Annotated in this window: 22 protein-coding genes, 1 tRNA gene, 1 rRNA gene, 1 pseudogene and 1 riboswitch (1 of these 26 running past the window's edge); of the genes and pseudogenes, 11 read left to right on the forward strand and 14 right to left on the reverse strand. The window is 44.7% G+C overall.

Features of this window, described 5'->3' with window-relative positions:
- Together M1D59_RS16870 and M1D59_RS16875 are read right to left on the reverse strand one after the other, a co-directional pair.
- Window positions 1-718, reverse strand: a 16S ribosomal RNA gene (locus M1D59_RS16870); it reaches 832 nt to the left of the window's first position.
- A 538-nt stretch (window positions 719-1,256) separates the two neighbouring features.
- On the reverse strand, window positions 1,257-2,357 hold the full coding sequence (locus M1D59_RS16875; protein ID WP_023856004.1) for a GntR family transcriptional regulator: 1,101 nt from the start codon (window positions 2,355-2,357) through the stop codon (window positions 1,257-1,259).
- Window positions 2,358-2,518: 161 nt separating this feature from the next.
- Window positions 2,519-2,618, forward strand: a riboswitch (TPP riboswitch).
- 111 nt (window positions 2,619-2,729) lie between these two features.
- Between M1D59_RS16875 and thiT the strand changes: the two genes are divergently transcribed.
- Window positions 2,730-3,314 carry an energy-coupled thiamine transporter ThiT gene (gene thiT / locus M1D59_RS16880; RefSeq protein WP_020452705.1) on the forward strand — a complete coding sequence of 195 codons (585 nt, stop codon included), beginning with the start codon at window positions 2,730-2,732 and terminating at the stop codon, window positions 3,312-3,314.
- Window positions 3,315-3,354: 40 nt separating this feature from the next.
- Here the strand turns inward: thiT and M1D59_RS16885 are convergent, their stop codons facing one another.
- Both M1D59_RS16885 and M1D59_RS16890 read right to left on the reverse strand, forming a co-directional pair.
- Window positions 3,355-3,912: a class D sortase gene (locus M1D59_RS16885; RefSeq protein ID WP_023856005.1), complete on the reverse strand. Its 558-nt coding sequence runs from the start codon at window positions 3,910-3,912 to the stop codon at window positions 3,355-3,357.
- A gap of 106 nt (window positions 3,913-4,018) precedes the next feature.
- Entirely contained in the window at window positions 4,019-5,014 is a 996-nt protein-coding gene (locus tag M1D59_RS16890) for a processed acidic surface protein (RefSeq protein ID WP_458117544.1), read from the reverse strand.
- Window positions 5,015-5,193: 179 nt separating this feature from the next.
- Between M1D59_RS16890 and M1D59_RS16895 the strand changes: the two genes are divergently transcribed.
- The 6 genes and pseudogenes from M1D59_RS16895 (at window position 5,194) to M1D59_RS16920 (ending at window position 9,577) form a co-directional block, all read left to right on the forward strand.
- Window positions 5,194-5,382 (forward strand): hypothetical protein, encoded by a 189-nt coding sequence (locus M1D59_RS16895; protein ID WP_003184678.1) that lies wholly within the window; start codon window positions 5,194-5,196, stop codon window positions 5,380-5,382.
- 124 nt (window positions 5,383-5,506) lie between these two features.
- A complete protein-coding gene (locus M1D59_RS16900) occupies window positions 5,507-6,619 on the forward strand; it encodes a response regulator aspartate phosphatase (protein ID WP_020452708.1) in 1,113 nt (370 codons plus the stop codon).
- 1 nt (window position 6,620) lies between these two features.
- Window positions 6,621-6,749 carry a hypothetical protein gene (locus tag M1D59_RS16905; RefSeq protein ID WP_023856006.1) on the forward strand — a complete coding sequence of 43 codons (129 nt, stop codon included), beginning with the start codon at window positions 6,621-6,623 and terminating at the stop codon, window positions 6,747-6,749.
- Between the two features lie 79 nt (window positions 6,750-6,828).
- Window positions 6,829-7,476, forward strand: a complete 648-nt coding sequence (pcp, locus tag M1D59_RS16910) for a pyroglutamyl-peptidase I (protein WP_020452709.1) — start codon at window positions 6,829-6,831, stop codon at window positions 7,474-7,476.
- Window positions 7,477-7,599: 123 nt separating this feature from the next.
- The gene (locus M1D59_RS16915) at window positions 7,600-8,256 is read left to right on the forward strand and encodes a potassium channel family protein (RefSeq protein WP_020452710.1); all 657 of its coding nucleotides are present in this window, start codon (window positions 7,600-7,602) and stop codon (window positions 8,254-8,256) included.
- 2 nt (window positions 8,257-8,258) lie between these two features.
- Window positions 8,259-9,577, forward strand: a pseudogene (locus tag M1D59_RS16920) (TrkH family potassium uptake protein).
- Between the two features lie 10 nt (window positions 9,578-9,587).
- Here the strand turns inward: M1D59_RS16920 and M1D59_RS16925 are convergent.
- Window positions 9,588-10,502, reverse strand: a complete 915-nt coding sequence (locus M1D59_RS16925; protein ID WP_020452711.1) for a DMT family transporter — start codon at window positions 10,500-10,502, stop codon at window positions 9,588-9,590.
- Between the two features lie 116 nt (window positions 10,503-10,618).
- Here M1D59_RS16925 and M1D59_RS16930 point away from each other — a divergent pair, with 116 nt between their 5' ends.
- A complete protein-coding gene (locus M1D59_RS16930; RefSeq protein WP_033155020.1) occupies window positions 10,619-11,104 on the forward strand; it encodes a DinB family protein in 486 nt (161 codons plus the stop codon).
- 45 nt (window positions 11,105-11,149) lie between these two features.
- Here M1D59_RS16930 and M1D59_RS16935 read toward each other — a convergent pair whose 3' ends face one another.
- The 3 genes from M1D59_RS16935 to betB all read right to left on the reverse strand — a co-directional run bounded on the left by M1D59_RS16935 (window position 11,150) and on the right by betB (window position 14,539).
- Window positions 11,150-11,731 carry an MOSC domain-containing protein gene (locus M1D59_RS16935; RefSeq protein WP_020452713.1) on the reverse strand — a complete coding sequence of 194 codons (582 nt, stop codon included), beginning with the start codon at window positions 11,729-11,731 and terminating at the stop codon, window positions 11,150-11,152.
- Window positions 11,732-11,840: 109 nt separating this feature from the next.
- Window positions 11,841-13,049, reverse strand: coding sequence for an iron-containing alcohol dehydrogenase (locus M1D59_RS16940; RefSeq protein WP_020452714.1), 1,209 nt, complete (start codon window positions 13,047-13,049; stop codon window positions 11,841-11,843).
- A gap of 17 nt (window positions 13,050-13,066) precedes the next feature.
- Window positions 13,067-14,539 (reverse strand): betaine-aldehyde dehydrogenase, encoded by a 1,473-nt coding sequence (gene betB / locus M1D59_RS16945; protein ID WP_458117545.1) that lies wholly within the window; start codon window positions 14,537-14,539, stop codon window positions 13,067-13,069.
- A 320-nt stretch (window positions 14,540-14,859) separates the two neighbouring features.
- On the opposite strand from betB, the gene cudC reads away from it, so the two are divergent.
- Both cudC and M1D59_RS16955 read left to right on the forward strand, forming a co-directional pair.
- Window positions 14,860-15,414: a choline uptake/conversion transcriptional regulator CudC gene (gene cudC / locus M1D59_RS16950; RefSeq protein ID WP_023856013.1), complete on the forward strand. Its 555-nt coding sequence runs from the start codon at window positions 14,860-14,862 to the stop codon at window positions 15,412-15,414.
- Between the two features lie 120 nt (window positions 15,415-15,534).
- Window positions 15,535-17,163 (forward strand): high affinity choline transporter 1, encoded by a 1,629-nt coding sequence (locus tag M1D59_RS16955; protein WP_023856014.1) that lies wholly within the window; start codon window positions 15,535-15,537, stop codon window positions 17,161-17,163.
- 44 nt (window positions 17,164-17,207) lie between these two features.
- Here the strand turns inward: M1D59_RS16955 and M1D59_RS16960 are convergent, their stop codons facing one another.
- Window positions 17,208-18,125, reverse strand: a complete 918-nt coding sequence (locus tag M1D59_RS16960; protein ID WP_023856015.1) for a class I SAM-dependent methyltransferase — start codon at window positions 18,123-18,125, stop codon at window positions 17,208-17,210.
- A gap of 176 nt (window positions 18,126-18,301) precedes the next feature.
- Complete coding sequence (gene alr, locus M1D59_RS16965) at window positions 18,302-19,483, reverse strand: alanine racemase (RefSeq protein ID WP_075212801.1); 1,182 nt, start codon at window positions 19,481-19,483, stop codon at window positions 18,302-18,304.
- Between the two features lie 324 nt (window positions 19,484-19,807).
- On the opposite strand from alr, the gene M1D59_RS16970 reads away from it, so the two are divergent.
- Window positions 19,808-20,989 carry an oxalate decarboxylase family bicupin gene (locus M1D59_RS16970; protein WP_025809665.1) on the forward strand — a complete coding sequence of 394 codons (1,182 nt, stop codon included), beginning with the start codon at window positions 19,808-19,810 and terminating at the stop codon, window positions 20,987-20,989.
- Between the two features lie 74 nt (window positions 20,990-21,063).
- Here the strand turns inward: M1D59_RS16970 and M1D59_RS16975 are convergent.
- The 4 genes from M1D59_RS16975 to M1D59_RS16990 all read right to left on the reverse strand — a co-directional run bounded on the left by M1D59_RS16975 (window position 21,064) and on the right by M1D59_RS16990 (window position 24,635).
- Window positions 21,064-21,136: transfer RNA gene (locus M1D59_RS16975), tRNA-Ala, on the reverse strand.
- Window positions 21,137-21,251: 115 nt separating this feature from the next.
- Complete coding sequence (locus M1D59_RS16980) at window positions 21,252-22,238, reverse strand: ADP-ribosylglycohydrolase family protein (RefSeq protein WP_458117546.1); 987 nt, start codon at window positions 22,236-22,238, stop codon at window positions 21,252-21,254.
- A 326-nt stretch (window positions 22,239-22,564) separates the two neighbouring features.
- Window positions 22,565-22,966 carry a hypothetical protein gene (locus M1D59_RS16985; protein WP_458117547.1) on the reverse strand — a complete coding sequence of 134 codons (402 nt, stop codon included), beginning with the start codon at window positions 22,964-22,966 and terminating at the stop codon, window positions 22,565-22,567.
- On the reverse strand, window positions 22,959-24,635 hold the full coding sequence (locus M1D59_RS16990; protein ID WP_146874799.1) for a glycohydrolase toxin TNT-related protein: 1,677 nt from the start codon (window positions 24,633-24,635) through the stop codon (window positions 22,959-22,961). Before M1D59_RS16990 ends, M1D59_RS16985 begins: the two co-directional genes overlap by 8 nt.
- Between the last annotated feature and the right edge of the window lie 3 nt (window positions 24,636-24,638).

The following is a 24,638-nucleotide window of genomic DNA, read 5'->3' on the forward strand; positions in this document are numbered from 1 at the left end:
CACATCTCTACGCATTTCACCGCTACACGTGGAATTCCACTCTCCTCTTCTGCACTCAAGTTCCCCAGTTTCCAATGACCCTCCCCGGTTGAGCCGGGGGCTTTCACATCAGACTTAAGAAACCGCCTGCGCGCGCTTTACGCCCAATAATTCCGGACAACGCTTGCCACCTACGTATTACCGCGGCTGCTGGCACGTAGTTAGCCGTGGCTTTCTGGTTAGGTACCGTCAAGGTACCGCCCTATTCGAACGGTACTTGTTCTTCCCTAACAACAGAGTTTTACGATCCGAAAACCTTCATCACTCACGCGGCGTTGCTCCGTCAGACTTTCGTCCATTGCGGAAGATTCCCTACTGCTGCCTCCCGTAGGAGTCTGGGCCGTGTCTCAGTCCCAGTGTGGCCGATCACCCTCTCAGGTCGGCTACGCATCGTCGCCTTGGTGAGCCGTTACCTCACCAACTAGCTAATGCGCCGCGGGTCCATCTGTAAGTGGTAGCTAAAAGCCACCTTTTATAATTGAACCATGCGGTTCAATCAAGCATCTGGTATTAGCCCCGGTTTCCCGGAGTTATCCCAGTCTTACAGGCAGGTTACCCACGTGTTACTCACCCGTCCGCCGCTAACATCAGGGAGCAAGCTCCCATCTGTCCGCTCGACTTGCATGTATTAGGCACGCCGCCAGCGTTCGTCCTGAGCCAGGATCAAACTCTCCATGAAGTTTGATAATGACTACGCACAACATGTGTGCGATTTATTTAATGAATTAACAGGTACGTTTTGTCTTGTTTAGTTTTCAAAGATCATTTCCGCCTCTCGAAGAAGCGACTTTACTAATATAACATTCTATCATCGTGAATGTCAACAACTTTTTTCAAAAGATTTTCGAAGTTGTTTTTATAAAGCCTCCTTTTTAGGGGCGGATACTAATATAACATCTATTTTCGTTTTTCACAATAGCTTTTTTAAAAAAATAATAATCAAATGATTTGGACTCAGATGATTCCTGATCATCTCGACCTCAGGCAGTTGACAGCATTTATTTCTTCTTACTGCTTTCTTCTATATAAAAGTATACAGCGGTCTTTAAAAATTGATTTACTAAAGCTGCACATGGTCCAAAGCTTCGAGGATGACATTAAACTCTCCGTTATCAGCTTTTACTTGAATAAAAAGCTCCTCATTCCGGAGCTTTGTAACAGAATATATATTCTTCTCATTTTCATTCACGCTGGTTGGCGGATAAAGATTGTGCAGCCTACCTTTTCAGCTTGGCGGTCGAATGTCTGACAACCAGTTCAGGTTTGTAGACGGTGGAATGTTCAAGCTGATTCGTGTTGCGTCCCTCAACTTTGGCAATCATCCATTTTGCCGCCTCAATCCCCATCTGCATTTTCGGATGAGTGACTGACGTCAGCTTCACTTCAGATGCCTCGCTCAAATGTGAGTTGTCATATCCGACAATCGAAATGTCTTCCGGCACTTTCAAACCGAATTCCCTCACGACATCCAACACCAAAAGCGCTATCTCGTCATTATAGCAGAATATGGCAGTCGGACGGTCTGATGAAGAAAGCCGCTTCCTGGCTTCAGCTATCGTTTTTTGTTTTTTGTTCTCTGTTGTGTACGTCACGACCATTTCAGGGTAAAACGACAAGCCGTTTTCTCTGAAAGCACGGATAAATCCTTTCATCCGGTTGGCGCCCTGCATATCGTCCTGTTTAAAGAAACCGAACACTTTTTCATGGCCGAGTTTAATCAAATGCTCAGTGGCGATAAAGCCGCCGTGTTCATCATCCAAAATGAAATGGGGCGGATTTAGCTCCTGATAAAATTGGTTAATCATCAAATACGGAATATGATGTTGTTCAAGCGTCAGATAGTAACTTAAATTCGGGTTAAAGCTTCCTGTTTTCGTCGGCTCCACGATCAACCCAGCAATTTTTTTATCGAGCATATTCACAAGGCATTGTTTTTCTTTTTCAATGTCATTATTGGTGCTCGCGACGACAAGGGTGTATCCTTCGCTGGACAGTGACGATTCGATTCCTCTTATAATAGAAGGAAAAATGTAATCCGAAAGGTAAGTCGTAATAACCCCGATCATCTTATTTCTTTCCCTTCCTTTTTCAGAAAGCTGAAGACGGTGAGAGCAATACGTCCCTGAGCCCTGCTCTCTGTATAAAAGCCCTTCATGAACAAGGTCGCCAATCGCTTGCCGGATCGTGTGCCTGCTTACATCAAATATTTTCATCAATTCGTTTTCCGAATGAATTTTTTCCCCCGGCTTCACTTTGCCTTCATATATCCACGATTTAATTTTATTTTTCACCATGCTGTATTTTGTAGGTTCACTCATCAGATCAACCCTTTACTGATCTTGTACGTACGAATACGTTCTATTATAAAGGAAAAGATGTTTGCATTGCTACATATTGGAGAAATTAAGCAAAATTTTTCGAAAAATCAGCTTGTCGTCCGTTTCTTTTTTTAGTATAGTAGAATATAACTAAATAACTTGATGACCACAAGGGGAGCCTCGAGGCTGAGAGTGAACGACCGTTCTGACCCTTTGAACCTGTTAGTTAACGCTGGCGTAGGGATGTGGCAAAGTCATTTCTAATTGCATCCAAAGCAGTGCGTGGAAAACTTTCCTACTCCTTCCCCGCATTGCTTTTTTTATTGGGAAAGAAGTCCAGTATCCCTTTGTTCATCAAAAGTGAGGGTTATGATGAATCAATCTAAACAACTTGTACAGCTGATTGAAATTGCGTTTATGACAGGAATAGCACTTATACTTGATATGGTGTCCGGAATGTTTTTAAAAATGCCTCAAGGCGGTTCAATCGCCGTCATGATGATTCCGATCTTCCTGATTTCCTTTAGATGGGGGCTGAAGGCAGGGCTGGCAACCGGGTTTTTAGCCGGATTGCTTCAGTTTGTCACTGGAGGATTTTACGTTTATCATCCTCTGCAGCTTCTTCTTGATTATTTTATCGCGCCTACAGCCGCGGGAATCGGCGGCTTTTTTGCCGGATCGATCAGAAATGCTTCAGTCGAGAAACAAAAAGGAAAGATCATTTTCTATGTTACGCTGGCCGTCTTTCTCGGAAGCGGACTGAAATTTCTCGCTCATGTCATCAGCGGCGCTGTCTTTTTTGGAAACTATGCGCCTGAAGGCACTCCGGTATGGATTTATTCCTTGGTATATAATGGAACATATATGCTTCCGTCTTTCATTGTCTGCACAATTGTCCTTTGTTTACTGCTGCTAACCGCGCCAAAACTCTTGGAAAACAGATCAGACATGAGATAGCATAAAAAACAGCGGACTCGCCTGAGATTCCGCTGTTTTTTTATGATTTAATCAAATCTGCGACCAATATATACCGCTCCGGTGCTGAACCGATAAAGTCAAAAGGATAGCAGGTGGAAACCGTCAATGTTGCTCTCGGCTTTGGTACAATCACCGTCCGGTCATCCGCATCCACGATCCGCACCTTTTTCACTTTGTATGTAAAAGTTCCGTAGGAAGCTTCAACAATTAACTGATCGCCCTTCCCCACTCGGCCGAGTTTTCGGAAAACCGTATCCCGGTGGCCTGATAAAACCGAGTTGTCATCTTCTCCAGGCAGAACGGAACCAGCGAAATGGCCCACGCCTTTTTGCAGCTCGTCTTCATCTGTCCCGTGATATATAGGAATCCTTGCATTGATTTTCGGAATGACAAGATCACCGATTTTCTCCCCGGTTTTAAATGTTTGATCAATCACCGTTTTTTCTTTTTTCGCCGTCTGAATCGGAGGTTTTTCAGGCTTTTCTTCTTCTTTCATCTGCTGAAATGAAAAAAGAGCGTAGCCGTGCATTAACTTGAACACATTCGTTGTTGTAAAATAAGCGCCGCACACAACCATCACAATAGCTGCGAGCCAGATGATTTTTTTTCGATGTGCCTTAATTTCCTTTCACTCCTTATAAAAACTTCCCATTCTCTACATAATTAGAATGGGAAGTGACATGTTAAGCCGCTTTGCGAAGCCTTCTGATCATGAAGAATCCGCCAAACATCAGAACGGCGCCTAAGATCGACCATTCCGCGTAATGCCCGGCTGTCTTTGGAAGCTTTGCACCTTTAACCGTCTTTTTCACATGAGATGGCTTTGAATCATGTTTGACAGCCGTTTGGGTTTGCTTCACTTTTGACCCTGTATCATGAATTAAATCAGATCCGATCATGTCAGGCGTCAGCAATACATCCAAAATGAAGTTGCCTTGCAGATCGTATACTTCCACCAGAAGGCTTGCTCCCTTCAGATCTTCCGCGCTGACAAGCGTTGTCAAAGACACTTCTTTTTTCTTTCCGTCTTTAACAAGATAGTATTTTGTTTTCACTTCAAGCGTCTTCTGAAGATCGTTTAAAATGGATAGCATTTCAGCGATATCCTGAGCTGAGAGCTCTGATACAGACTCGAAATCGGCTACCGTTTCAAGACGTTCTCCAAGAGCCATCAAATCATTTTCAAGGTTTGGATTTTTATCGCGCACCTTTCGGAGATGATTCACGAGCCTTTCCCACTCCTGATCATCCACACCCAATTCTTGAAACAGGTTCCCGATCTGAAAATCGTCTTCTTCATATGTCACAGTGAAAAGCGCATCGTCCAATTCGTATTCAAACATAAACACGTCGAGAATGTTTTGGCCGCTTTCCATATAGCCATTTTCAACAAAAAGGTCAGCCGCTTCTTTTTCGCTCAATCCGTATTCTTTTAAATAGGATGCCAAAAGTTGATTAGTCAGTCTTTCCCCTAAAAAATCTTTCAACTCTTCCACCGACTCAAAATCTTTTAAACTTTCATCATATGTATCCTGTAAATAAGCTTCCAATTCTTTTTCTTTCATTCCTATTTCTTCAAGATACTCTTGAAGCTCGGCCTGTTTCGGCGCGGCAAAAGCACCAGCTGCCGGCACTAAAACCAGGATGCAGACCAATAGTGACATCAGCCTTTTTTTCATTTCTTATGACCCCCTAAATTTATCTTTCATTTTGATTATAGTGGAAATATTTTTAAAAACATGTATTGTAATTGAAAATCTTTTCGTCTATAATATTTTGTTCTTTTTCCTGTTTAAACAGGCATAATCTTCCCCTCTATTGAATGTAATATAGTAAAGCGAATAGAGGAGGTATGCAAATGAACCCTTACTATATGATGCTCTTATGTTACGTCCTATCGATCATCCACTTTTTAATAGGCTACCGGGAAGCCCTGAAAATAAGCGGAGCTGACGGGCTGGTCAACGGAACCGCAATGATCTCCTGTATTCCGCTTGGCGCGGTTTTCGCTTTTTTCGCGCACTTTTTTTGGAAAATGACGATTTAATTTCAGAAATGAACTTTTCACCGGCGAACTTGCATTTCAGCGTTATTCACAGACGGCAGCAGTTTATGCTATGATTAATAGAACTTCAATTTACAAAAAATTCACAAAGATTGGAGGGAAGAGAATGGCCAAAGCCGTGGCTTCACAAGAAGTCGCCAATATGCTCAACGACTGGTACATACTGATGAAAAAAAGAGACATTTCAGGCTCAATCGAAATGAAAGATGACATAGATAAAGCAATTGAAAAAATGGAAGAAGATCATGACGTTCTACTCTATTATCAAATGCTCGATTTTCGCTTAAGGCTCCTTCTTGAAGATATCTCCCAATCTTCCACCGAAAAATTGGAGGCCATCAGTTTTCAAGACAAAGATCCAAAAAGTACGGACGACAAGCTGAATTATTATTTTTACCTGTTTAAAGGGATTTATGAGGACTACAAGCAAAACCATACAGAAGCGCTCAATTTTTTCAGAATAGCGGAAAAAAGACTGAGCGTCATTCAAAATGAAATTGAAAAAGCTGAATTTCATTATAAAATCGGTGTTTTGTATTACAACTTAAAAGCGACATGGCTGTCGATTCATCACATCAACATTGCCTCCGGCATCTTTCAAGGGTATGACGGGTATGCCAAGCGGGTCATCAACTGCAAAATGCTGATCGGGCTCAATTATATTGACCAATTTAAGTTCTCCGAAAGTGAAGTATTATTAAAAGAAGCGATCGAAAAAACCGAAAAAATCGGCGACCAATTCCTTTTACCGTGTACCTACTATAATATGGGCTTTTTGAAGAGTAAGGAAGACAAGCAGGAGGAAGCGCTAAAGTATTACAATAAAGCTTTTGCAATCAAAGATTTTGAAACGAAAGCCAAGTATGCTTACCTTCTTTGCGTTTATGAAAACACAAGGTCTCTTTTCAAAACCAACGCACACAAACAAGCATTTAAATGGATCGAAGTGGGCTTTAAAAAATCCCGGGAAATGAACAGCGAAATTTTCGAATTGAAATTCAAAATTTTATATACATTATATTCTGATACACAGAATAAACTGGAAATAATCAAGGACTATGTTCACCAGTTAGAAAATGAAAAAGCCTGGGTAGATTTGGAGGAATTATTGATGGATGTAGCGAATTACTACAGGCGAGAAAAGTTATATGAAGAAGCCATATACTTTTACATTAAAACAGACAAGGCGAGCAAGCTCGCTGGAAGAGGAGGAGAATAAAATGAAAAAAGTATTATTAACAGCAGTTGTATTAGGCGCAGTTATCAGCTTTTCATTCGTAAACCATGCACCGGAAGCGGCTTCTCAAGGAGATCAGGTACTTCTGGCATCCCGGGGATCAGGAGCATAAAATATTTTAAAAAATACCCATTCAGACATCTTCTGAATGGGTATTTTGCACTTTATATTCATATTCAGGAGGGATCGATATGGGAAAGAAAGTACTGCTGACAGGTTTTGACCCCTTCGGGGGAGAAACGGTCAATCCGTCTTGGGAAGCTGTAAAACGGCTGAACGGAGAAAAAGTCGAAGGCGTCTCTATCGTGGCGGAGCAGATCCCGACCGTTTTTCATCATTCAGCGGCCGTTTTGGAAAAAGCGATCGAAAAGCACCATCCCGATATCGTCATTTGTGTAGGACAAGCAGGCGGCCGGGCTCACATTACTCCGGAACGCATCGCAATCAACATCGATGACGCCCGCATTCCGGATAATGAAAAACGGGAACCGATCGATGAACCGATCGCGGCAGACGGGCCTGCAGCTTACTGGTCCGCGCTTCCGATCAAACTCGTTGTGAAAGAGTTGAGAAAAAACGGAATCCCGGCCTCCGTCTCTAATTCAGCTGGAACATTCGTATGCAACCATCTTTTTTACCAGTTAATGCACCGTATAGACCGCACCTCGGCAAACATCCGCGGAGGGTTCATCCACATTCCGTATCTCCCCGAACAAACAGTCGATAAGCACGAGCCGAGCCTCAGCCTTGAAACGATCGTCGAAGGGCTGAGGCTAGCCGCCGTCGTCTCTGCCCTTCACGAAAAAGACATTCGCGAAACCGGAGGCTCGCTCAGCTGAAACCGAAGCCGCCTCAAGGCGGCTCTCCGGATTCGCACACTTCCGGATTCTTGTACATCCCTGTGTGTTTTTCTTTTAAAAAAGTAAACACTATAAGAAAAACAGATAAAAGGGTGAACACGGATGCAGAAATCTTATGCCGTTTTCGGGCTCGGTCAGTTCGGCGGCAGTCTTGTCAAAGCCTTCCACGCAAAAGGGGCGGAAGTTTTAGGCATCGACAAATCCGAAGAAAAAGTAAACGAATATTCTGCTTATGCAACCTACACCATTTGCGCCAATGCCGTTGATGAAAATACATTGAAACAAATCGGAATACGCAACATCGATCACGCCTTTGTATCATTCGGCGATGACATTGAAGCAAGCATTCTGACTTCGCTTTTGCTGATTGAAATGGGCGTTCCCAAAGTATGGACGAAAGCGCAAAATGACTATCACCAAAAGGTTCTCCATAAAATCGGCGTCCATCGTATCATTCATCCCGAAAAAGATATGGCCAAGCGGATAGCCAGCCATATCACCTCGGAAAAGATGATCGATTTTGTTGAGCTGTCGCCAAATTACAGCATCGTCGAAATTGTGGCAACAAAAAAGCTGGACAAAAGAAGCCTGGGGGATATCGATGTACGCGCCAACTTCGGCTGCAACATCGTCGGCATAAAAAGAGACGGGCATTTCATCATCGCACCGAGCGCTGATGACTTGATATACGAAAACGATATTTTGATTGTGATCGGGCAAAACAAAGATATTGAGACCTTTGAAAAAAAGGGCGATTAACCGTGAAGTTTAAACAGATTCAATTAAGCCCGTCCCAACTGCTCGTGCTGGTGTTTTTATTTTTCATCATATTAGGAACTCTTTTATTGAAGACCCCGGCAGCGACGTCTAAACCCATAGGCTGGATTGATACGCTTTTTACATCGACATCGGCGATGACTGTTACCGGCCTAGCCGTCGTTGATACAGGCACGGATTATACGTTGTTCGGTCAGCTCATGATCCTCGTTCTCATCCAGATCGGGGGACTCGGCATCATGTCATTTGCAGTGCTCATTTTTATCATGCTCGGGAAAAAATCGGCCTGAAAGAACGGCTGTTGATTCAACAGTCTCTCAATCAAACTTCTTTAGGCGGGATCATTAAGCTCATCAAGAGTTTGTTTATTTACTCCTTCGCAATTGAAATGCTGGCCATGGTCATACTGGCTGTCAAATGGGTTCCTGAATACGGTTTCGCACGCGGTGTCTACTACAGCCTGTTCCACGCGGTTTCCGCCTTTAACAATGCGGGATTTTCCATTTGGCCGGACAGTTTAATACGGTATAAAAGCGATCCGCTCGTCAACTTGGTGATCAGTTTTTTGTTTATCATCGGCGGGATAGGGTTTACCGTATTGTCTGATCTATGGCATAAGCGGAGCTTGAAAAAGTTAAGCCTTCATTCGAAATTGATGATATACGGTACGTTTATCATCAATTTGTCAGCCTTGATCTTTATTTTTCTGCTGGAGTATCAAAATCAAAAAACGCTCGGCATGCTTCCGCCAGCTGAAAAACTTTGGGGCGCCTATTTTCAGGCCGTGACCCCGCGAACAGCCGGGTTTAACACGACAGATATCGGAAGCCTGCACGAAAGCACGATCACACTTTTGCTCCTTCTTATGTTTGTCGGAGCGGGGAGTGCATCCACCGGCGGAGGAATCAAGCTGACGACGTTTCTTGTCATTCTCCTGTCGGTTATCACTTTTTTAAAAGGCAAAAAACATATTTCGATAGCAAAAAAAACGCTGAAAGACCAATTGATCATTCGTTCGCTCGCTATTTCGACTATCAGTGTGCTGTTGATTTTAGCGGCTGTCTTTATTTTAAATATGACAGAACCTAAGCCGTTTTTGGCGATTTTGTTTGAAGTCGTATCAGCCTTCGGCACGGTCGGCCTGTCAATGGGGATTACGGCTGACCTGACCCCTGTCGGAAAGATACTGATTATTTTCATTATGTTTCTCGGAAAACTCGGACCGCTCACATTGGCGTTTTCCCTGGCCAGACCTGAACAGGAAAACATCCGCTATTCAAGCGAAGATATTTTGACCGGATAAGGTGCAAACTTTAAAGCGCCTTATGTGTTTTCCCTTTCACGGACGGGACGGTGTTTTTCCTCATGCTTTGCGAGGCCATGAACAAGATAATACCTGAAAAAATGACCGCTCCGCCGATCACCTGCGTCATCATGACGGATTCGTCTAAAATCCAATACGCCAGCGCAACCGCTCCGACAGGTTCAAATAAAATCGCCACAGAAATCATATTTGTGCTCAGCCATTTCAGCACCCAGTTAAACAGCGAGTGCCCGAGCAAAGTCGGAATGACGGCAAGCAGAAAGAAATACCCCCAATCTGACGCAGGATAAGAAAAAAAGGCGGCGCCCGAAAACAGACAGTACAGGCATAAAGTGATGGCGCTGATTCCATACACAATAAACGTGTAAACGGTCAAACTGTGGCGTTTTCTGACATGCTGGCCAAACAGCAAATATGCCGTCACAAGCGCACACGCCAATAGTGCAAGAATGTCGCCGTAGAGCGCCTGGCCGCTTACTTTGAAATCCCCCCAGCTGATGTACGCGCTTCCGCCGATCGCGAGAAGCGCACTGATGATTCCAGCGAACGACACTCTTTCTTTAAATAAAAAGTATGTACCGATAAAAGAAAAAATCGGCTGCAGCGTCACAAGAACAACCGAGCTCGCCACTGAGGTGTATTCAAGCGAACGAAACCATAAAATAAAATGAAATGCCAAAAAGAACCCCGCTGCCGCTGAAAACAGCCAGTCCTTTTTCGAAAAACTCAAGACTTCTTTTCTTTTTCCCCAGAAAAAAGGAAAGATCAGCAAAGCGGAAAAAAAGAGACGATAAAAAGCGATGATTCCAGCGTCAGCCGTTGACAGTCTGACAAAGATGGCGGAGGAAGACACAGCCAGCACCCCGACCACTAATGCGATATACGGGTACAATGTTGTTCTCAAATAAATCCTTCCTTCTATTCATTTTTCTTAAGCATATCCGAAGGCGTTGCGAAAATCGAGTGTTTTTTGGTTATTTTACCAGCCTGCGATATGGTACAGTAAAAACAGGAGGGGATATGATGAGCATTTTTAATGAAGCGAGAAAAGAACTTTGGAGCGAGATTCAAGGCCTGTCAGACGAAACGCTGAATAAAAGGCCCTCGGAGGACGAATGGAGCATTCAAGAAGTGATCGACCACCTGAAAAAAATCGACCTGATGGCACTTCAAATCCTAAAGGAACAAATCAAGCATGCACCGGTCAAAACAATCGAAGATAAACCGGTGCATCAGTCGGAAGACAGAAGCTCCAAACGAAAGGCGCCCCCATATGCAGAGCCTGAAAGAAAAACGGCGGATGCTTTAACCCTCAAAGCTGAGCTCGACAATGTCAGAACACAATTAACTTCAGTCATCGCCGCCTTTCATGATGAAGATTTTCAAAGGGTGCTGCCGCATCCGGTTTTCGAAGAGCTTACGGTCAGACAGTGGCTCGACTTCATCGGCCATCATGAAAGAAGACATATTAAACAGATCAAGGAAATCAAACAGAAACTATTATAATACACGGAAAGCCCCGGCTTTAGAGGCCCGGGGCTTTTCATCCGCTCAGGCAAACGACCTGGCGTCTTTCGTGGCAGCAGGCGAATACGCCCACACTTCTGCCTGGTCGCCTTGATGGATCAAGCCGGGGCGTTCGACGACGCAGACGATTCCCCTTCTTCCGATCGCATGGCGCACAAAGCGCGAAGCAAGCTTCGGTTTGTCGGGAAACTGCTCCTGAATGACTTCTCCGGGCTGAATGCACGGCTCGTTCTCACCCTCGCTCAACAGAGAGGCGCCGCTTGGAAAAACGATTCTGCTTCCTTCTCTTAATGAAGTTAAATCAGGCAGTCCGCTTAATGCGATATTAGCCCCGAGCCATTCCGGAAGGACCGCAGGAACGTTCAGCCGTCCGGCAATCTCAAGACACTCTTCGACCGAGACAATTGAAATCTGCCTCCTGTTGAAAATCTCCGTCCCTCTTTTATACATCGGCTCCCTTGCTCCCGCTTTTTTCGTCAGTCCAAAATGCAGATCACCCGGTATTCCCCCATAATCAATCACAATCTTTTCTTGTTTCTCTGTCACAAATGACGGTGTGTCCGCTATGTATACGTTCTCTGCAACAGCCGTGTGCTTTTTCCACATTCAACCCATCCCCTTTTTTCAAGATGTGATTTATTTTACAATGCATCCCTTTTTTTCTCAAATTGAGAAAGCCCGCTGTGCGTTCACACAGCGGGATTCATGCATTTCTTTATACAGTTTTCGGGGTTAGATTAAAGCAGCGTTTGTAAATCCAATTGTACGCTTTTTCGTTCAGGTCTCTCGGGTTTCCGACCGTTTGCGGATCTTTCATCGCTTCTTTTGAAAGGCGGTCGATCATGTCAGGTGATACGCCTTGCTCTTCAAGACTAGGAATCTCCAAGTCTTCCACAAGCTGATACATCCAGTTCACTGCAGCTTTAGCCGCTTCCACTGTAGACATGCCGCTTGTGTCAATGCCGAACGCTTTTGCAATGCGGGCAAATTTTTCAGGGTAGCCTTTCCAGTTGTATTCCATTACAGGACCCATCATCGCCGCCACACATTGGCCGTGCGCGACAGGAATGATTCCTCCGAGCGTCTGGCTCATCGCGTGAGCAGCGCCTGCAGATTCGCTTCCGTAAGAAAGGCCTGCAAGCATAGCCGCCTGCGCCATGCCGTATCTCGCTTCAAGATCTTCCCCATCGGCAAACGCTCTGCGGATGTAATGTGCGCCGTATTCGATGGCAAGAAGGGCCACCGCGTCAGTTATCGGCTGAGCAAATTTCATCGTATAGCACTCGATGGCGTGAGCCAAAGCGTCAACGCCGGTCATCGCTGTGACGTGCGGAGGCATTGATACATGCAATTCAGGATCGATAACTGTCAAGTGAGCAGCAATCAGCGGGCCGCCCGTATTGAATTTAAATTCACGCTCTTCATCTGTGATAACCGCCCATTGTGTAACTTCTGAGCCGGTTCCGGCAGTCGTCGGGATCGTTGTAAGCGGAGGAATCCGGTTTTCAAGAGGCTTCTTTCCTTCTGCCGCTTCATAGTCAAGAACCGAGCCTTCATGAGTGGCTTCGACTCCGATCGCTTTCGCCGTATCCATTGAGCTTCCGCCGCCGACTGCTACAAGGCCGTCGCAGTTTTCTTCAGCATACAGTTTGGAACCTTCAGCGACAAGACGGACAGGCGGATTCGGCTCGACTTTATTAAAGACGACAACTTCAACGCCTGCTTCTTGAAGGGATTCAACGACCGGGTTTGTTACACCTGCTTTGTAGATGCCGGGGTCTGTGACAAGCAGTGCTTTTGAAACGCCAAGTTTTTTCACTTCTTCACCCACATGTTTAACGGCTCCGATTCCGTGCTTAATGACGGTCGGGATTTCAAACGTGTGGAATTTGTTCATCGCTTCTACTTTCATATTTAAAGTCATGAATCATTTCCTCCTTCTTATGCTTTAAACCAATTGACAGCCGCCGGTTTCGTATTGCGGTAGACGTGCTTCACTTCTGTGTATTCTTCAAGGCCCATGCGGCCAAGTTCGCGGCCGATGCCTGATTGCTTGTAACCTCCCCAAGGCGCTTGTGCGAAATAAGGGTGGAAGTCATTGATCCAGACGGTTCCCATGCGCAGTTTGGCAGCGACGCGTTCCGCTTTTTCGATGTCTTTTGACCAAACGGCGCCGGCAAGGCCGTAAATCGTATCGTTTGCAAGTGAGACCACTTCTTCTTCTGTTTTGAATGATTCAACTGTTAATACAGGACCGAATACTTCTTCCTGAACGATTCTCATATCTGATGTACAGCCCGAGAAGATCGTCGGCAGATAGAAGAATCCATTTGCAAGTTCAGGGTCCTCCGGACGCTTTCCGCCTGTTTCCAGCTTGGCGCCTTCTTGCAGGCCAATTTCTACATATTTTTCAATTTTGCTGCGGTGCTCAGCTGAAATGAGCGGACCGCTCTGTGTCTCCTCGTGGAATCCGTTGCCAAGTTTGATTTTTTTCGCACGCTTGACAAGCTCTGCGACAAACTCGTCATGAATGGATTCTTCAACGAGAAGACGAGCACCCGCGGAGCAAACCTGTCCTGCGTGGAAGAATACCGCATTCAGCGCCTGGTCAACCGCTACGTCAAAATCTGCGTCTTTAAACACAATATTCGGATTTTTTCCGCCAAGCTCAAGCGCAATTTTTTTCACATTCGTACTTGCAGCCTGCATGATTTTCTTTCCGGTTTCAATTCCGCCGGTGAAGGAAATTAAGTCGACGTCTGTATTTCTGGCAAGTTCATCTCCGACAGTGGCTCCGGGGCCGAGAACAAGGTTGGCAACCCCTTTAGGCACACCGGCTTCTTCCATCAGCTTGAAGATCTTAATGGTTGTCAACGGTGTGATTTCACTTGGTTTGACAACGATTGTGTTGCCCGCCGCCAAAGCCGGAGCGATTTTCCAGCTTGCCTGCAGGAGCGGATAATTCCATGGGGTGATCTGCCCGCAGACACCGACCGGCTCCCTGACAATTTCGCTTTTAGAATCGGGAATCGGTGAAGAAATGACTTCTCCGCCATCTTTATCCGCAAGCCCTGCATAATATTGAAATACGTTTGCAATATCATCCATATCGGCTCTGCTTTCTTCAAGCGTCTTGCCGGTGTCAAGCGATTCAAGCTCTGCCAGCTCTTCGTGGTCGCGTCTGATCAGTTCGGCGATCTTTAATACGATGTTGCCTCGTTCAAGACCCGGCGTATTCGCCCACTCGCCGTCGTCAAAGGCGCGGCGCGCTGCGGCAATCGCCCGAACAGCGTCTTCTCTGTCTCCTTCACTGACGGTTTCAATATGCTCTTGATTGTAAGGGTTGATAATTTGGCGGGTTTCGCCTTTTTTGGCGCCCACCCACTTTCCGTCAATGAAAAGTGTGTGACTCATAAAAGCAGCCTCCTCATTACGTAAAGTTTGTTAAATAAAAATTTAACGTTTTGAACACTTTGAATTTATCATGTGCCATTTTTTGTGTCAAAGGAAATCAGGCTGATTATTTTTTTGAATTTTATATGAACGCAGTACTCACACGGGCTGAGGCCATTTGAAAAAAAATTTTGATTTTGACATTTGAATTTCTTTCGTTAAGATAAAGAACATACAGAAATAACTTAACAAACTTAACGCGGATTTCAGATTAATCCCCGTTTTTCCGGGGCATTGAATCTGCAATGCTGATGTTCCGCTCCTGTGAAAGGAGGCAAGTAATGGACAATCCCCGTGATCTTTCAGCAAAAGAAGCGATCGCACAGGCAAAAGATCTTGTCATTGATTCAATCGCAGAAACGATGGATCTGTACGGCATTACCCGGAGTGCGGGTATTTTGTACGGAACCATGTACCTTTCGGATGAAATGACACTGGACGAAATGCGGGAAGAACTGCAAATGAGCAAGCCCAGCATGAGCACAAGCGTAAAAAAACTCCAAGACTTAAACGTCGTCAAAAAGACATTCCATAGAGGAAGAAGAAAACACAGCTTTGTTGCTGAAAAGGATTTCTTCAAATTTTTCACAAGCTTTTTCCCGCAAAAATGGGAAAGGGAAGTCAAAGTGAATCTCATGGCCATTCAAGACGCTCAAAAAGCATTGGAGGACATCGTCGAAAGCGATGGGCTTGACGAAAGTATAAAAGAAGAAGCGAGAACTCTTTATGACCAGTTGGAACAGTCAAAACCGTATTATGACTGGCTGCTGAGACTCGCGAAATCTGTCCAATCCGGAGAGATTTTTGAGTTTATACCGATTGATAACAAGGAATAAAAAGGTTTTATCCGCTCTGAAGTCAGCAGTTTGCATACTTCCCAGAGTGGCGCAAAACCTTTTTTCACATTTTAATTTCAAGAAAATTCGAAAAATTATTACCGGAGGCGATGTGAATACATGAATTATGCTGAGAAGAAAAAAAACTGGATCAAATTAGGTATTTTTGTGTTGTTTGCGGGAGGCTTACTCGCGTATATCGGCATTTCGAATGCAGACATTCATTGGGGCGGCTTTATCTCCATGATGATATTCTTTGCTTTCACCTATTATTTAGGCGCTTTTTACGCAGCAAAGAAATCAAATTCTTTTTCTGATATGATCGTGGCAAAAAGGAGCATGCCGTTTTTCGTCGGAATGGTGACGATGGCCGCAACATGGGTCGGCGGCGGATATATTAACGGAACGGCCGAATCGGCTTACAGCGACGGTCTCATCTGGGCCCAGGCACCCTGGGGCTACGCATTAAGCCTGATTATCGGCGGTATTTTCTTCGCCAGAAAAATGCGCCGTCATCAATTTATGACCATTATCGATCCTCTCGAACAGCGCTTCGGTAAGCGGATGGCCGGTGTTTTATATATACCGGCGCTGTTAGGAGAATTGTTTTGGAGCGCCGCGATCTTAACGGCATTGGGCACGACTTTCGGAATGATTCTGAATATCGATTTCCAAACGTCGATTATTCTTTCGGCGATGATCGCCATCGCTTATACGGTGGCCGGAGGCATGTGGGCAGTCGCTTTCACAGATGTCTTCCAAATGATCATCATTTTGCTCGGGCTGTTTTTAGTCGTCCCATTTGTGTTGTCAAATGTCGGTTCATTCGATATCGTATGGGCAAATTACAGGCACGATTTCGGAAGCAGCGCCAATCTGTTTCCGCCGTTGGACGGCTGGAAAAATCCTGAATGGGGAAACCTGTTTTGGAACTGGTGGGATAATGCGCTCCTCTTAATTTTCGGTGGTATCGCATGGCAGGTGTACTTTCAGCGCGTTCTTTCGGCAAAATCGGAAAACGCCGCCATGTGGCAGTCGATTATTGCCGGAGTGATCTGTATCATTGCCGCCATTCCGTGCGTGATCATCGGAGCTGCCGGAAACAGTGCGGATTGGAGCCTGTTCGGAGCGAGCGCTCCGGATAACCCGGCGATGATTTTGCCGCAAACGCTTGCGTATTTAACGCCGGGAATTATCGCTGGCATCGGTTTGGGTGCAATTGCAGCTGCCGTTATGTCAAGCATGGACTCATCGATTCTATCGGCATCATCAATGGCCGCATGGAATATTTACCGTCCGCTGATCAAGCCGAAGGCCACCCAAAAACAGCTGCAAAAAGTCGTCAAACGCTCAATCATTTTGTTCGGCGCGGGAGCAGCGATCATCGCGCTGAATGTCAAAAGCGTTTATACTTTATGGTATTTGGCATCGGATTTAGTTTATTGCATTCTTTTTCCCCAGTTAACAATGGCCCTCTTTTATAAAAGAGCAAACCTGTACGGGTCAATTTCCGGATTTGCAGTTGCGGTCATTCTGAGGCTGGGCGGCGGTGAACCCGCATTCGGCATCCCGCCGCTTCTGCCGTATCCGATGATTGAAGACGGCACAGTCCTCTTTCCTTTCCGGACGCTGGCTGCGGTTACAGCATTTATGACGATCTTCGCTGTGTCCGAATTGACGCAGCGCAAATGCCCTCCTAAACAGCTTGTACTCCCCCAAGAAAAACAGAAAGACGATCGCGCGGCTTAAAATAGGAAAAACGCCCGGCCCCGGGCGTTTTTCTTGATTCTTGTTTAATTTTTCACGGCATGAATGTAGTGAATCGTTTCAAAGGCTGACAGATCATCTTTTCGATTTTTAAAATAACGCTCTTGAATATCCGACGGTGACAAATGCTCATAAACGAGCAGTCCGGATTGCTCCAGCATATGCTGGATTTCCTGATACGAATAGCATGACTTCATCGGTTCTCCGCCTGCCGCTGCCATTTTCACCATATTTTCCACCCTGTTGGAGAAACCTTTTTCTTTGAACAGGTTTTCATCCGCATAATCAAAAACGATCGAACTTCCTGAAGGAAGATCAGCCATTAATTGTCTCAGCAATTTTTCGGTTTCTTCCTTTGTTAAGTAGTAGGAAACGCCCAAAAAGCTAAAGAACGTTTTTTTGTTAAAATGAAAACCCTTATCAGCCAATTCTTGATAAGAAAATGCCTTGGCAAAGTCCAAAGGAATAAAATGAAGGTGGGCCGGGATGTGAAAACCTGCTTTGTCCAGCCTTTCCTTTTTCCATTTTTGTGTCGCTGGATGGTCAATTTCAAAGATATCAATTTTGCCTTTTAACTCCAGGTTCCGAAAACAAAAAGTATCCAGCCCTGCCCCAAGAATCACGTATTGTTCTGCTCCAAACCGAATCTCATGGTGCAGCACGCTTTCGCAATATGCGGCACGCGCGAGCGGCGTCGGAGAGAGCTGAATTTGTGTGACCCATTTTAATATTTCTTCATCGTCTCCCTCGTATTTTTCCGCTATATCTTTGTTGAAGAACTGTATACCTTGAATGAAACTGTTTTTAATATCAGAAAATTCTTGTTGGGAAATGAGCGTTTTGGCTAGATTGTCATCAAAAATTTTTGGTTCATCATATTGGCTGTGATAAGCTCTGCCAAAAGCCGAAATAAGAGACGTTACACTCGATTCATCTTTTTTCATGTCGTACACTCCTTCATCAAACGCAAAAAAAATAGGATTCTCCCGGCCAGGAGAATCCTATTATACACACCAATATTCAATTAGTAAATTATAGCATAAATAAATTTTTTTGTCAAGAATTTGCACTTTTCCTATTTTATCAATGATCGAGAAAACAGCCTGTGAGTATGGGAAAACTACACGTATAACAGCGGGGTCGACTTTTTAAAAATCTTGCCGTCTCTTATATAAAAACGGGGGACGCGCCAGCTTATTGTAGATACCACTTCATAATTGATCGTATCAAGCATTTCCGCAACTTCATCAACGGAAATTTCAGCTCCCTTTTGCCGGCCGTAAATCACGACTTCCTCTCCTTGTTTACCTTCGCTCTCTCCCAGACTGACCATTATCATGTCCATTGTTACTCTTCCCACCACCGGCACCCGTCTTCCGCGGTGTAGAATAAATCCGCGATTGGAAAGTTCACGGGAATAACCGTCAGCATAGCCGACCGGAATCGTGGCAATCACTTCCCCGCGCTCCGCAACATATGTAGCCCCATAACTAACGGTCCGCGGTTCTGTCAACATGGTTTTCACATAAGCGATGCGCGCCTTCAAGCTTAGTGCAGGCACAAGCTTAACGAGATTGAGCTGCCTGATGTAATCGGAAGGATATAATCCATACATTCCGATACCTAAGCGAATCATATCAGCGCTGAATTCCGGAAAAGCGATCGCCGCGGCCGTGTTGTTCATATGCACCGTAGGCAGCTTAAAGCCTTGTTCTTTCAGAAAGCGGAGAAAGCTGATAAACTTTTCGTGTTGAATCATGGTTAGCTCAGTATCCGGTTCGTCAGCTGTGGAAAAATGCGTGAAAATCCCTTCCCATCTGAGGTTTTCACTTGCCGCCAGCGCTTCCACAATTGCTAAAAGCCTTTCTTTTGTGCGTACACCTAAACGCCCCATGCCGGTATCCACATTGATATGAACAGACAGCCGGTCAGGGGTTGCTTCTGTTTCCAATATCTCGTTCGCTTCTTTAATCCAGTCAACTTGAAATGCTGATAACGATATATTCCAAGCTGCCGCTTCTTTCACACAGCTAAGCGGGGTGAAACCGAGCACAAGGATCGGTGCGTCAATCCCCGCTTTTCGCAAAACGACCGCTTCCTCCACCGAGGCAACGGCGAGCTCACTCGCGCCGTTTTCCAGTGCATGGCGTGCCACTTCCACCGAGCCGTGACCATAAGCGTTCGCTTTTACGACAGCCATAATCTTGCTCCTCTTCGGAATATGCCGCCGAAATGCGCGCAAATTTTTTTTAATCGCATCAAGGTTTACCTCTACCCAGACTTCCCGGCAAAGCTTTTTCATCAACGCTCCCTTCTTTCTTGTCACATAGTATTCATTCATGTAGCCGTTCGAAAATTGCCCGGATGCTTTCTATCTCATTCTTATTCAGCTTCGGGCGAAATCATTCAGTCAGTAATCGTTAGCGGTGGAAGGCAAACAGCAGGAGCCCGTGCCGTGCAGACTTTAAATCGAAGGTTTTCTTCTGCTGCCAAAGGAAATGCAAATCTGTCCATCTAGTTTTTTTAAAAGTGTCTTAAGAAGGCTCCGATTTTTTTCGATTTGATATATTTTAAGCGTCCCTGTCATAAATTTCGGTATACACGACCTGTGAAGGGAGCTTTTTACATGAAAAGAACAGCCGGGACTCCAGCTTGGTACAATCGCGTGCCTCATCCAATAAGACACGATGGTGCGGGCGCGACTGATTTTGGGCCCCGCGACGTAATGCGGGATTTAGAGAATCCCGACATGTTCGTTCCTCCAAAAACAGATGCCGGAGCAATCCCCAATTTAAAGTTTTCTTTTTCAGACACACATATGCAGTTAAATCATGGCGGCTGGTCGCGCGAAATAACTGTCCGGGAGCTGCCGGTATCAACGACGATTGCCGGCGTCAATATGCGGCTGACGCCAGGCGGGGTGCGCGAGCTGCATTGGCATAAGCAATCGGAATGGGCTTACATGATTTTGGGCCATGCGCGCATTACCGCCGTCGATCAGGACGGCCGAAACTTTATCGCCGATGTCGGCCCCGGGGATTTGTGGTTCTTTCCCGCCGGAATACCGCACTCGATTCAAGGGCTTGAGGATGGCTGCGAATTTCTCCTCGTTTTTGACGACGGGAACTTCTCCGAGTTCGATACCTTCACGATTACAGATTGGTTCGCACACACACCGAAAGATGTTCTGGCCGCGAATTTCGGTGTACACGAAAGCGCCTTCGCCCGCATCCCCGACAAACAGCGATACATCTTCCAAGCAAAAGTGCCGGGACCGCTCGAAAACCAAAAAGTGCCCGACCCGTATGGAACCGTACCAAAAAGCTTCGCTTACAGGCTGTTTGCACAAAAGCCTATCGTAACACCCGGCGGAACGGTGCGAATTGTTGATTCTTCAAACTTTCCAATTTCGACAACGATCGCCGCCGCACTCGTCGAAGTCAAGCCCGGCGGAATGAGGGAAATGCATTGGCACCCGAACAACGATGAATGGCAGTACTATATCTCAGGAACCGGGCGAATGACAGTATTTGCGGCAAACGGGACTGCCCGCACCTTTAATTACCGGGCGGGGGATGTCGGATATGTCCCGTTTGCCATGGGACATTACATTCAAAATACAGGCAGCGAAAGCCTGTGGTTTTTAGAAATATTCAAAAGCAGCCGCTTTGCAGACATTTCATTAAATCAGTGGATGGCGCTGACTCCAAGAGAGCTGATTGAAGAGCATTTGCATGTAGGACCAGAGCTGATGAACGCTCTGCGAAAAGAAAAATGGCCAGTCGTCAAATACCGTACAGACAGATAGGCCATCACCCCGCAAAAATGGATCGCGTAAAAAAGGCAACAAAAAAACCCTTGAATCTTCAAGGGTTTTAAAGATGGAGCATAGCGGGCTCGAACCGCTGACCTCTACACTGCCAGTGTAGCGCTCTCCCAGCTGAGCTAATGCCCCGTATATTTAAGACATGATTTATTATAGATGGATTTTTGGAGAAAAGCAAGTGGTTTTTGATGTAAAAAAGAAAATGCTCTGTCAGCCGGCATTTTCTTTTTCACCTAGACAAGCGCTATTGCTTTGATTTTTCAAAACAGAACTGAGTGAACCTTTCAGACAAATCCAGAATGTCATCTATCCTAGGCAAGGCAGTGATCCATTCTTCCGGGATGCTTTCCATTTGATCATACATTCCAGCCATTGTACCTGTAATAAAGGCAATTGTATCTGTGTCTTCCCCCAGGTTCACTGCTTCCAATACAGCATCAGAATAACGGTCTGAATTGAGGAAACACCACAATGCCGCTTCTAAAGAGTGCACAACATAGCCGTCTGACATGATGTCTTCTCTTTTAACACTCGCAATGTCATCATTAAGTATCCTCTTATACGAAGAAAACTCATTTTCATACTCGGTTCCTCTCAAATTCTCCACACAAGAATGGACTGCTTGTTTATACGCCTCTTTAGGAGAATGATCAAACAAGTTTATTAAGAATTCTATATAAATGATACATCCCAGCGTAGATCGGGGATGACGATGTGTAATAAATGCCCACCTTTCGATCTCAGCTTGTCTTTTTGAAAAATCTGATTCGTTCCATAGCATAAAAGCCAACGGAGATATTCTCATCAATGCTCCGTTTCCATTATCAAACTCAGACGCTCCGCCGCATTGTTCAATTGGAACGCCCCTTTTGAAGCGCTCGATTGCATCATCAGTCGCTCTGCCAATATCAAACATGCTGCCGTATGGAGTCCAGTACCCTTCCCGATACGCAGCAAACTTTTTCATCAATTCGGTCTCATCTTTTTCTTCGATCAGATTCTCCATTAAACACAAAGTGAGTGATGTATCATCTGACCATGTCCCAGGCGGTTGATTATAAGTCCCGTACCCTATCATTCCAGTGATATTTAATTTTCTAGCTTTAAATTCCACAGGGACGCCCAGCGCATCACCGATAACCCCGCCAAGGATAGTGGAGTACAGTCTTTTTTTAAATTGTGAGATATGGTTATCATCGTTCCACTGAAACGATATTATTCTTCTTTTCATTTGGCACACCCGCTTTGTTGATTCATCTTGAAAACGCATGGAGATCGATTTCCATGCGTTTTAGTTTTAAATCATATTCATTTAAAAATAATTATACATCAAATATTATTTTCCTAAAATCAATCTTCTTATCTTCTCTTCAAACTGCATATTTATATTGAAATCGTTTTTCCATAGATTTAAAAGAGAGATAACTTCTTTTAATTTCAAGGAAAAGTTATACAATACAAGAAATGCACTTGGAGCTTCTCTATCTTTAATTAAATAAACTTTTTTGAAGTCAGGAGTCATATAAAAAATATTATATAATCCATTTTTTGTTTGTTCTAAGTTAACAGAAATCTTTTTTTCTTTAAAAATTGAAAAAAATTCTCACCAATTTTCAAATCTAATAAGTTATTTAAAGATTTTATTTCATTATCTTCTAACTCTAATATTTTATCTTGTGTTTCAATATCTCGAATACGATCACCTAAAATTGAAACCGCATAAATACCGAGTGCACAAATTCCCTCTTCTTTATTATCAAATTGCTCTTTAATAAATTCATTCCCTCTTTGATTTAATATTAAATAATATATATTGTTTTCCGTGTTTTCTTGAAGTTCAACAAATGTTTCTTGATAAATATGATCTTTAGCTTTTTGATGAACCCTTATTTTATTATCTTTAAATTGACTTATAACTGCATAATTCTCACCAAGCTTTTCTTTTAGCAAATCATTCATTTTTCAAACCACCTTTTCTAACTGAAACTTCTCTTATATAACCTTCATCTATTAATTCATTTATAGAATATGCTTCTCCATTTTCGTGGTATTTAATATATTGAGTTCCGCCACCTGGCCTGTCAAACCATGGAGCTATTTTCCCTCCATCTACTTCCAAAGGCCTTATTACCTCGTAAACATAGTAATCTACCTCGTCACTATGTAACGCCAGAGCTCTTTGTTCATAAGGAATTCCTTCTGGAGAAAAGAAGCTCCCTCCTGGTCCTCCAAATCTGTCAATCAGCATGCCTTTCTGCAATTTCATTTTCACAGGTTCACCATCAAATCCGTTATTTGGCGGCCAATTGATGTCTCCAGTCTCTTGATTATAGTATTTGGGATTATCGTAAACTTCTTTGTATTTTAAATATTTCTCTTCACTTGGAGGATAAGACCAGCCTTCCAGTTTTGCCTTATCTGCTTTACTTATTTCTTTAACGGCTTTTCCGGTCCCAGCCTCAATCTCCTTCTCAACCCGCTGAATCGAATCCTGCATCTTCGCTTTCGACGCTTTATGGGCGTCGTTGACGTGGGCGGAGTAATTGGACCCTTTTCGGACGAGGGTGCCGCCGGCTCCTGCTTCTGCACCGCGGGCAATATCGCTCAAAGCGTCGGCGCTTTTGGCGAATTGTTTTTTGATGGCGAAGCCTGCGTCGTTGAGTCGGTCTTGAGCTTTCAGCCCATTCACCTTCATGCGGTTCGCCCAGATGTTTTTGCTGTCTTTAAAAGATTGTACCATATGTTCTGTTTTGCTTGAAATTTGGCCGATTGTGGCTGCGCTTTTAAATGTACCTTTTGCCGCGGCTGCCCCCGGGATGATGTCAAGGGCGCCGAACACGCCTCTTTCAACCCTTTCGTCTGTGTTTAACTCCCGTTGTGTCATCCAGTCTTTTCCGGTTGCGGCGCTCGAAATATTGGCTCCTCCGTAGGCGACGGCCACCGTGAGACCTGCCGGTGCACAAAAGATGGTGAGCACGATGATGCCTGCACCGGCCAGAAGATCCCGCCACAATTCCTGATTCTTTTGGACATCTCCGATTGATTCGTATTCAAATCCGCGGGAAGAGGCAATCGCTTTCATGTATTCTTCATACGATAATTCGATGTCGGGGTGGTTGATCTGGAATTCTTCAAATTCTTTGCTCAGTACGTGATCAAACGATTCCGAGTCTTTGAAGATATCATTTACGCTCACTTTCGCTTTGTCGGTTTCGACCGCTTGTTTGGACATGCCGTATCCGACGTAAGTGGTTTCCTTGGAGCCGATCCGGTTCGCGGTCGTGTAATTATGTATCGTCAGTCCGCGCATTTTTTCGGCGAACGCGTCTATTTTTTTATAAAAAGGGCTGTCAATGTGATCTTCCACCAAACTGCCGGCTTTCAGGCAAAAGTCAGCCAGCTTTTGATAATCCTTAAACAGTTCCTCGATCTTGCTTTTTTTGCTTGTGTGGGTAAAGCTGATCGACCTGTCGCTGTCCTTGTCTTTGATTTTGGATTCGATATCTTCCAAGAGATCGTTGAGTTTGATAAGGCCGGCTTTCATACCGCCGCCATATGGTCCGCCCGTCAGCGCATCGAGCCCGTCTTTCATGCCCTGCCATTCTTCCGGTACGTATTTCACATCCATTTA

The sequence above is a fragment of the Bacillus sp. PK6-026 genome, assembly GCF_054161455.1.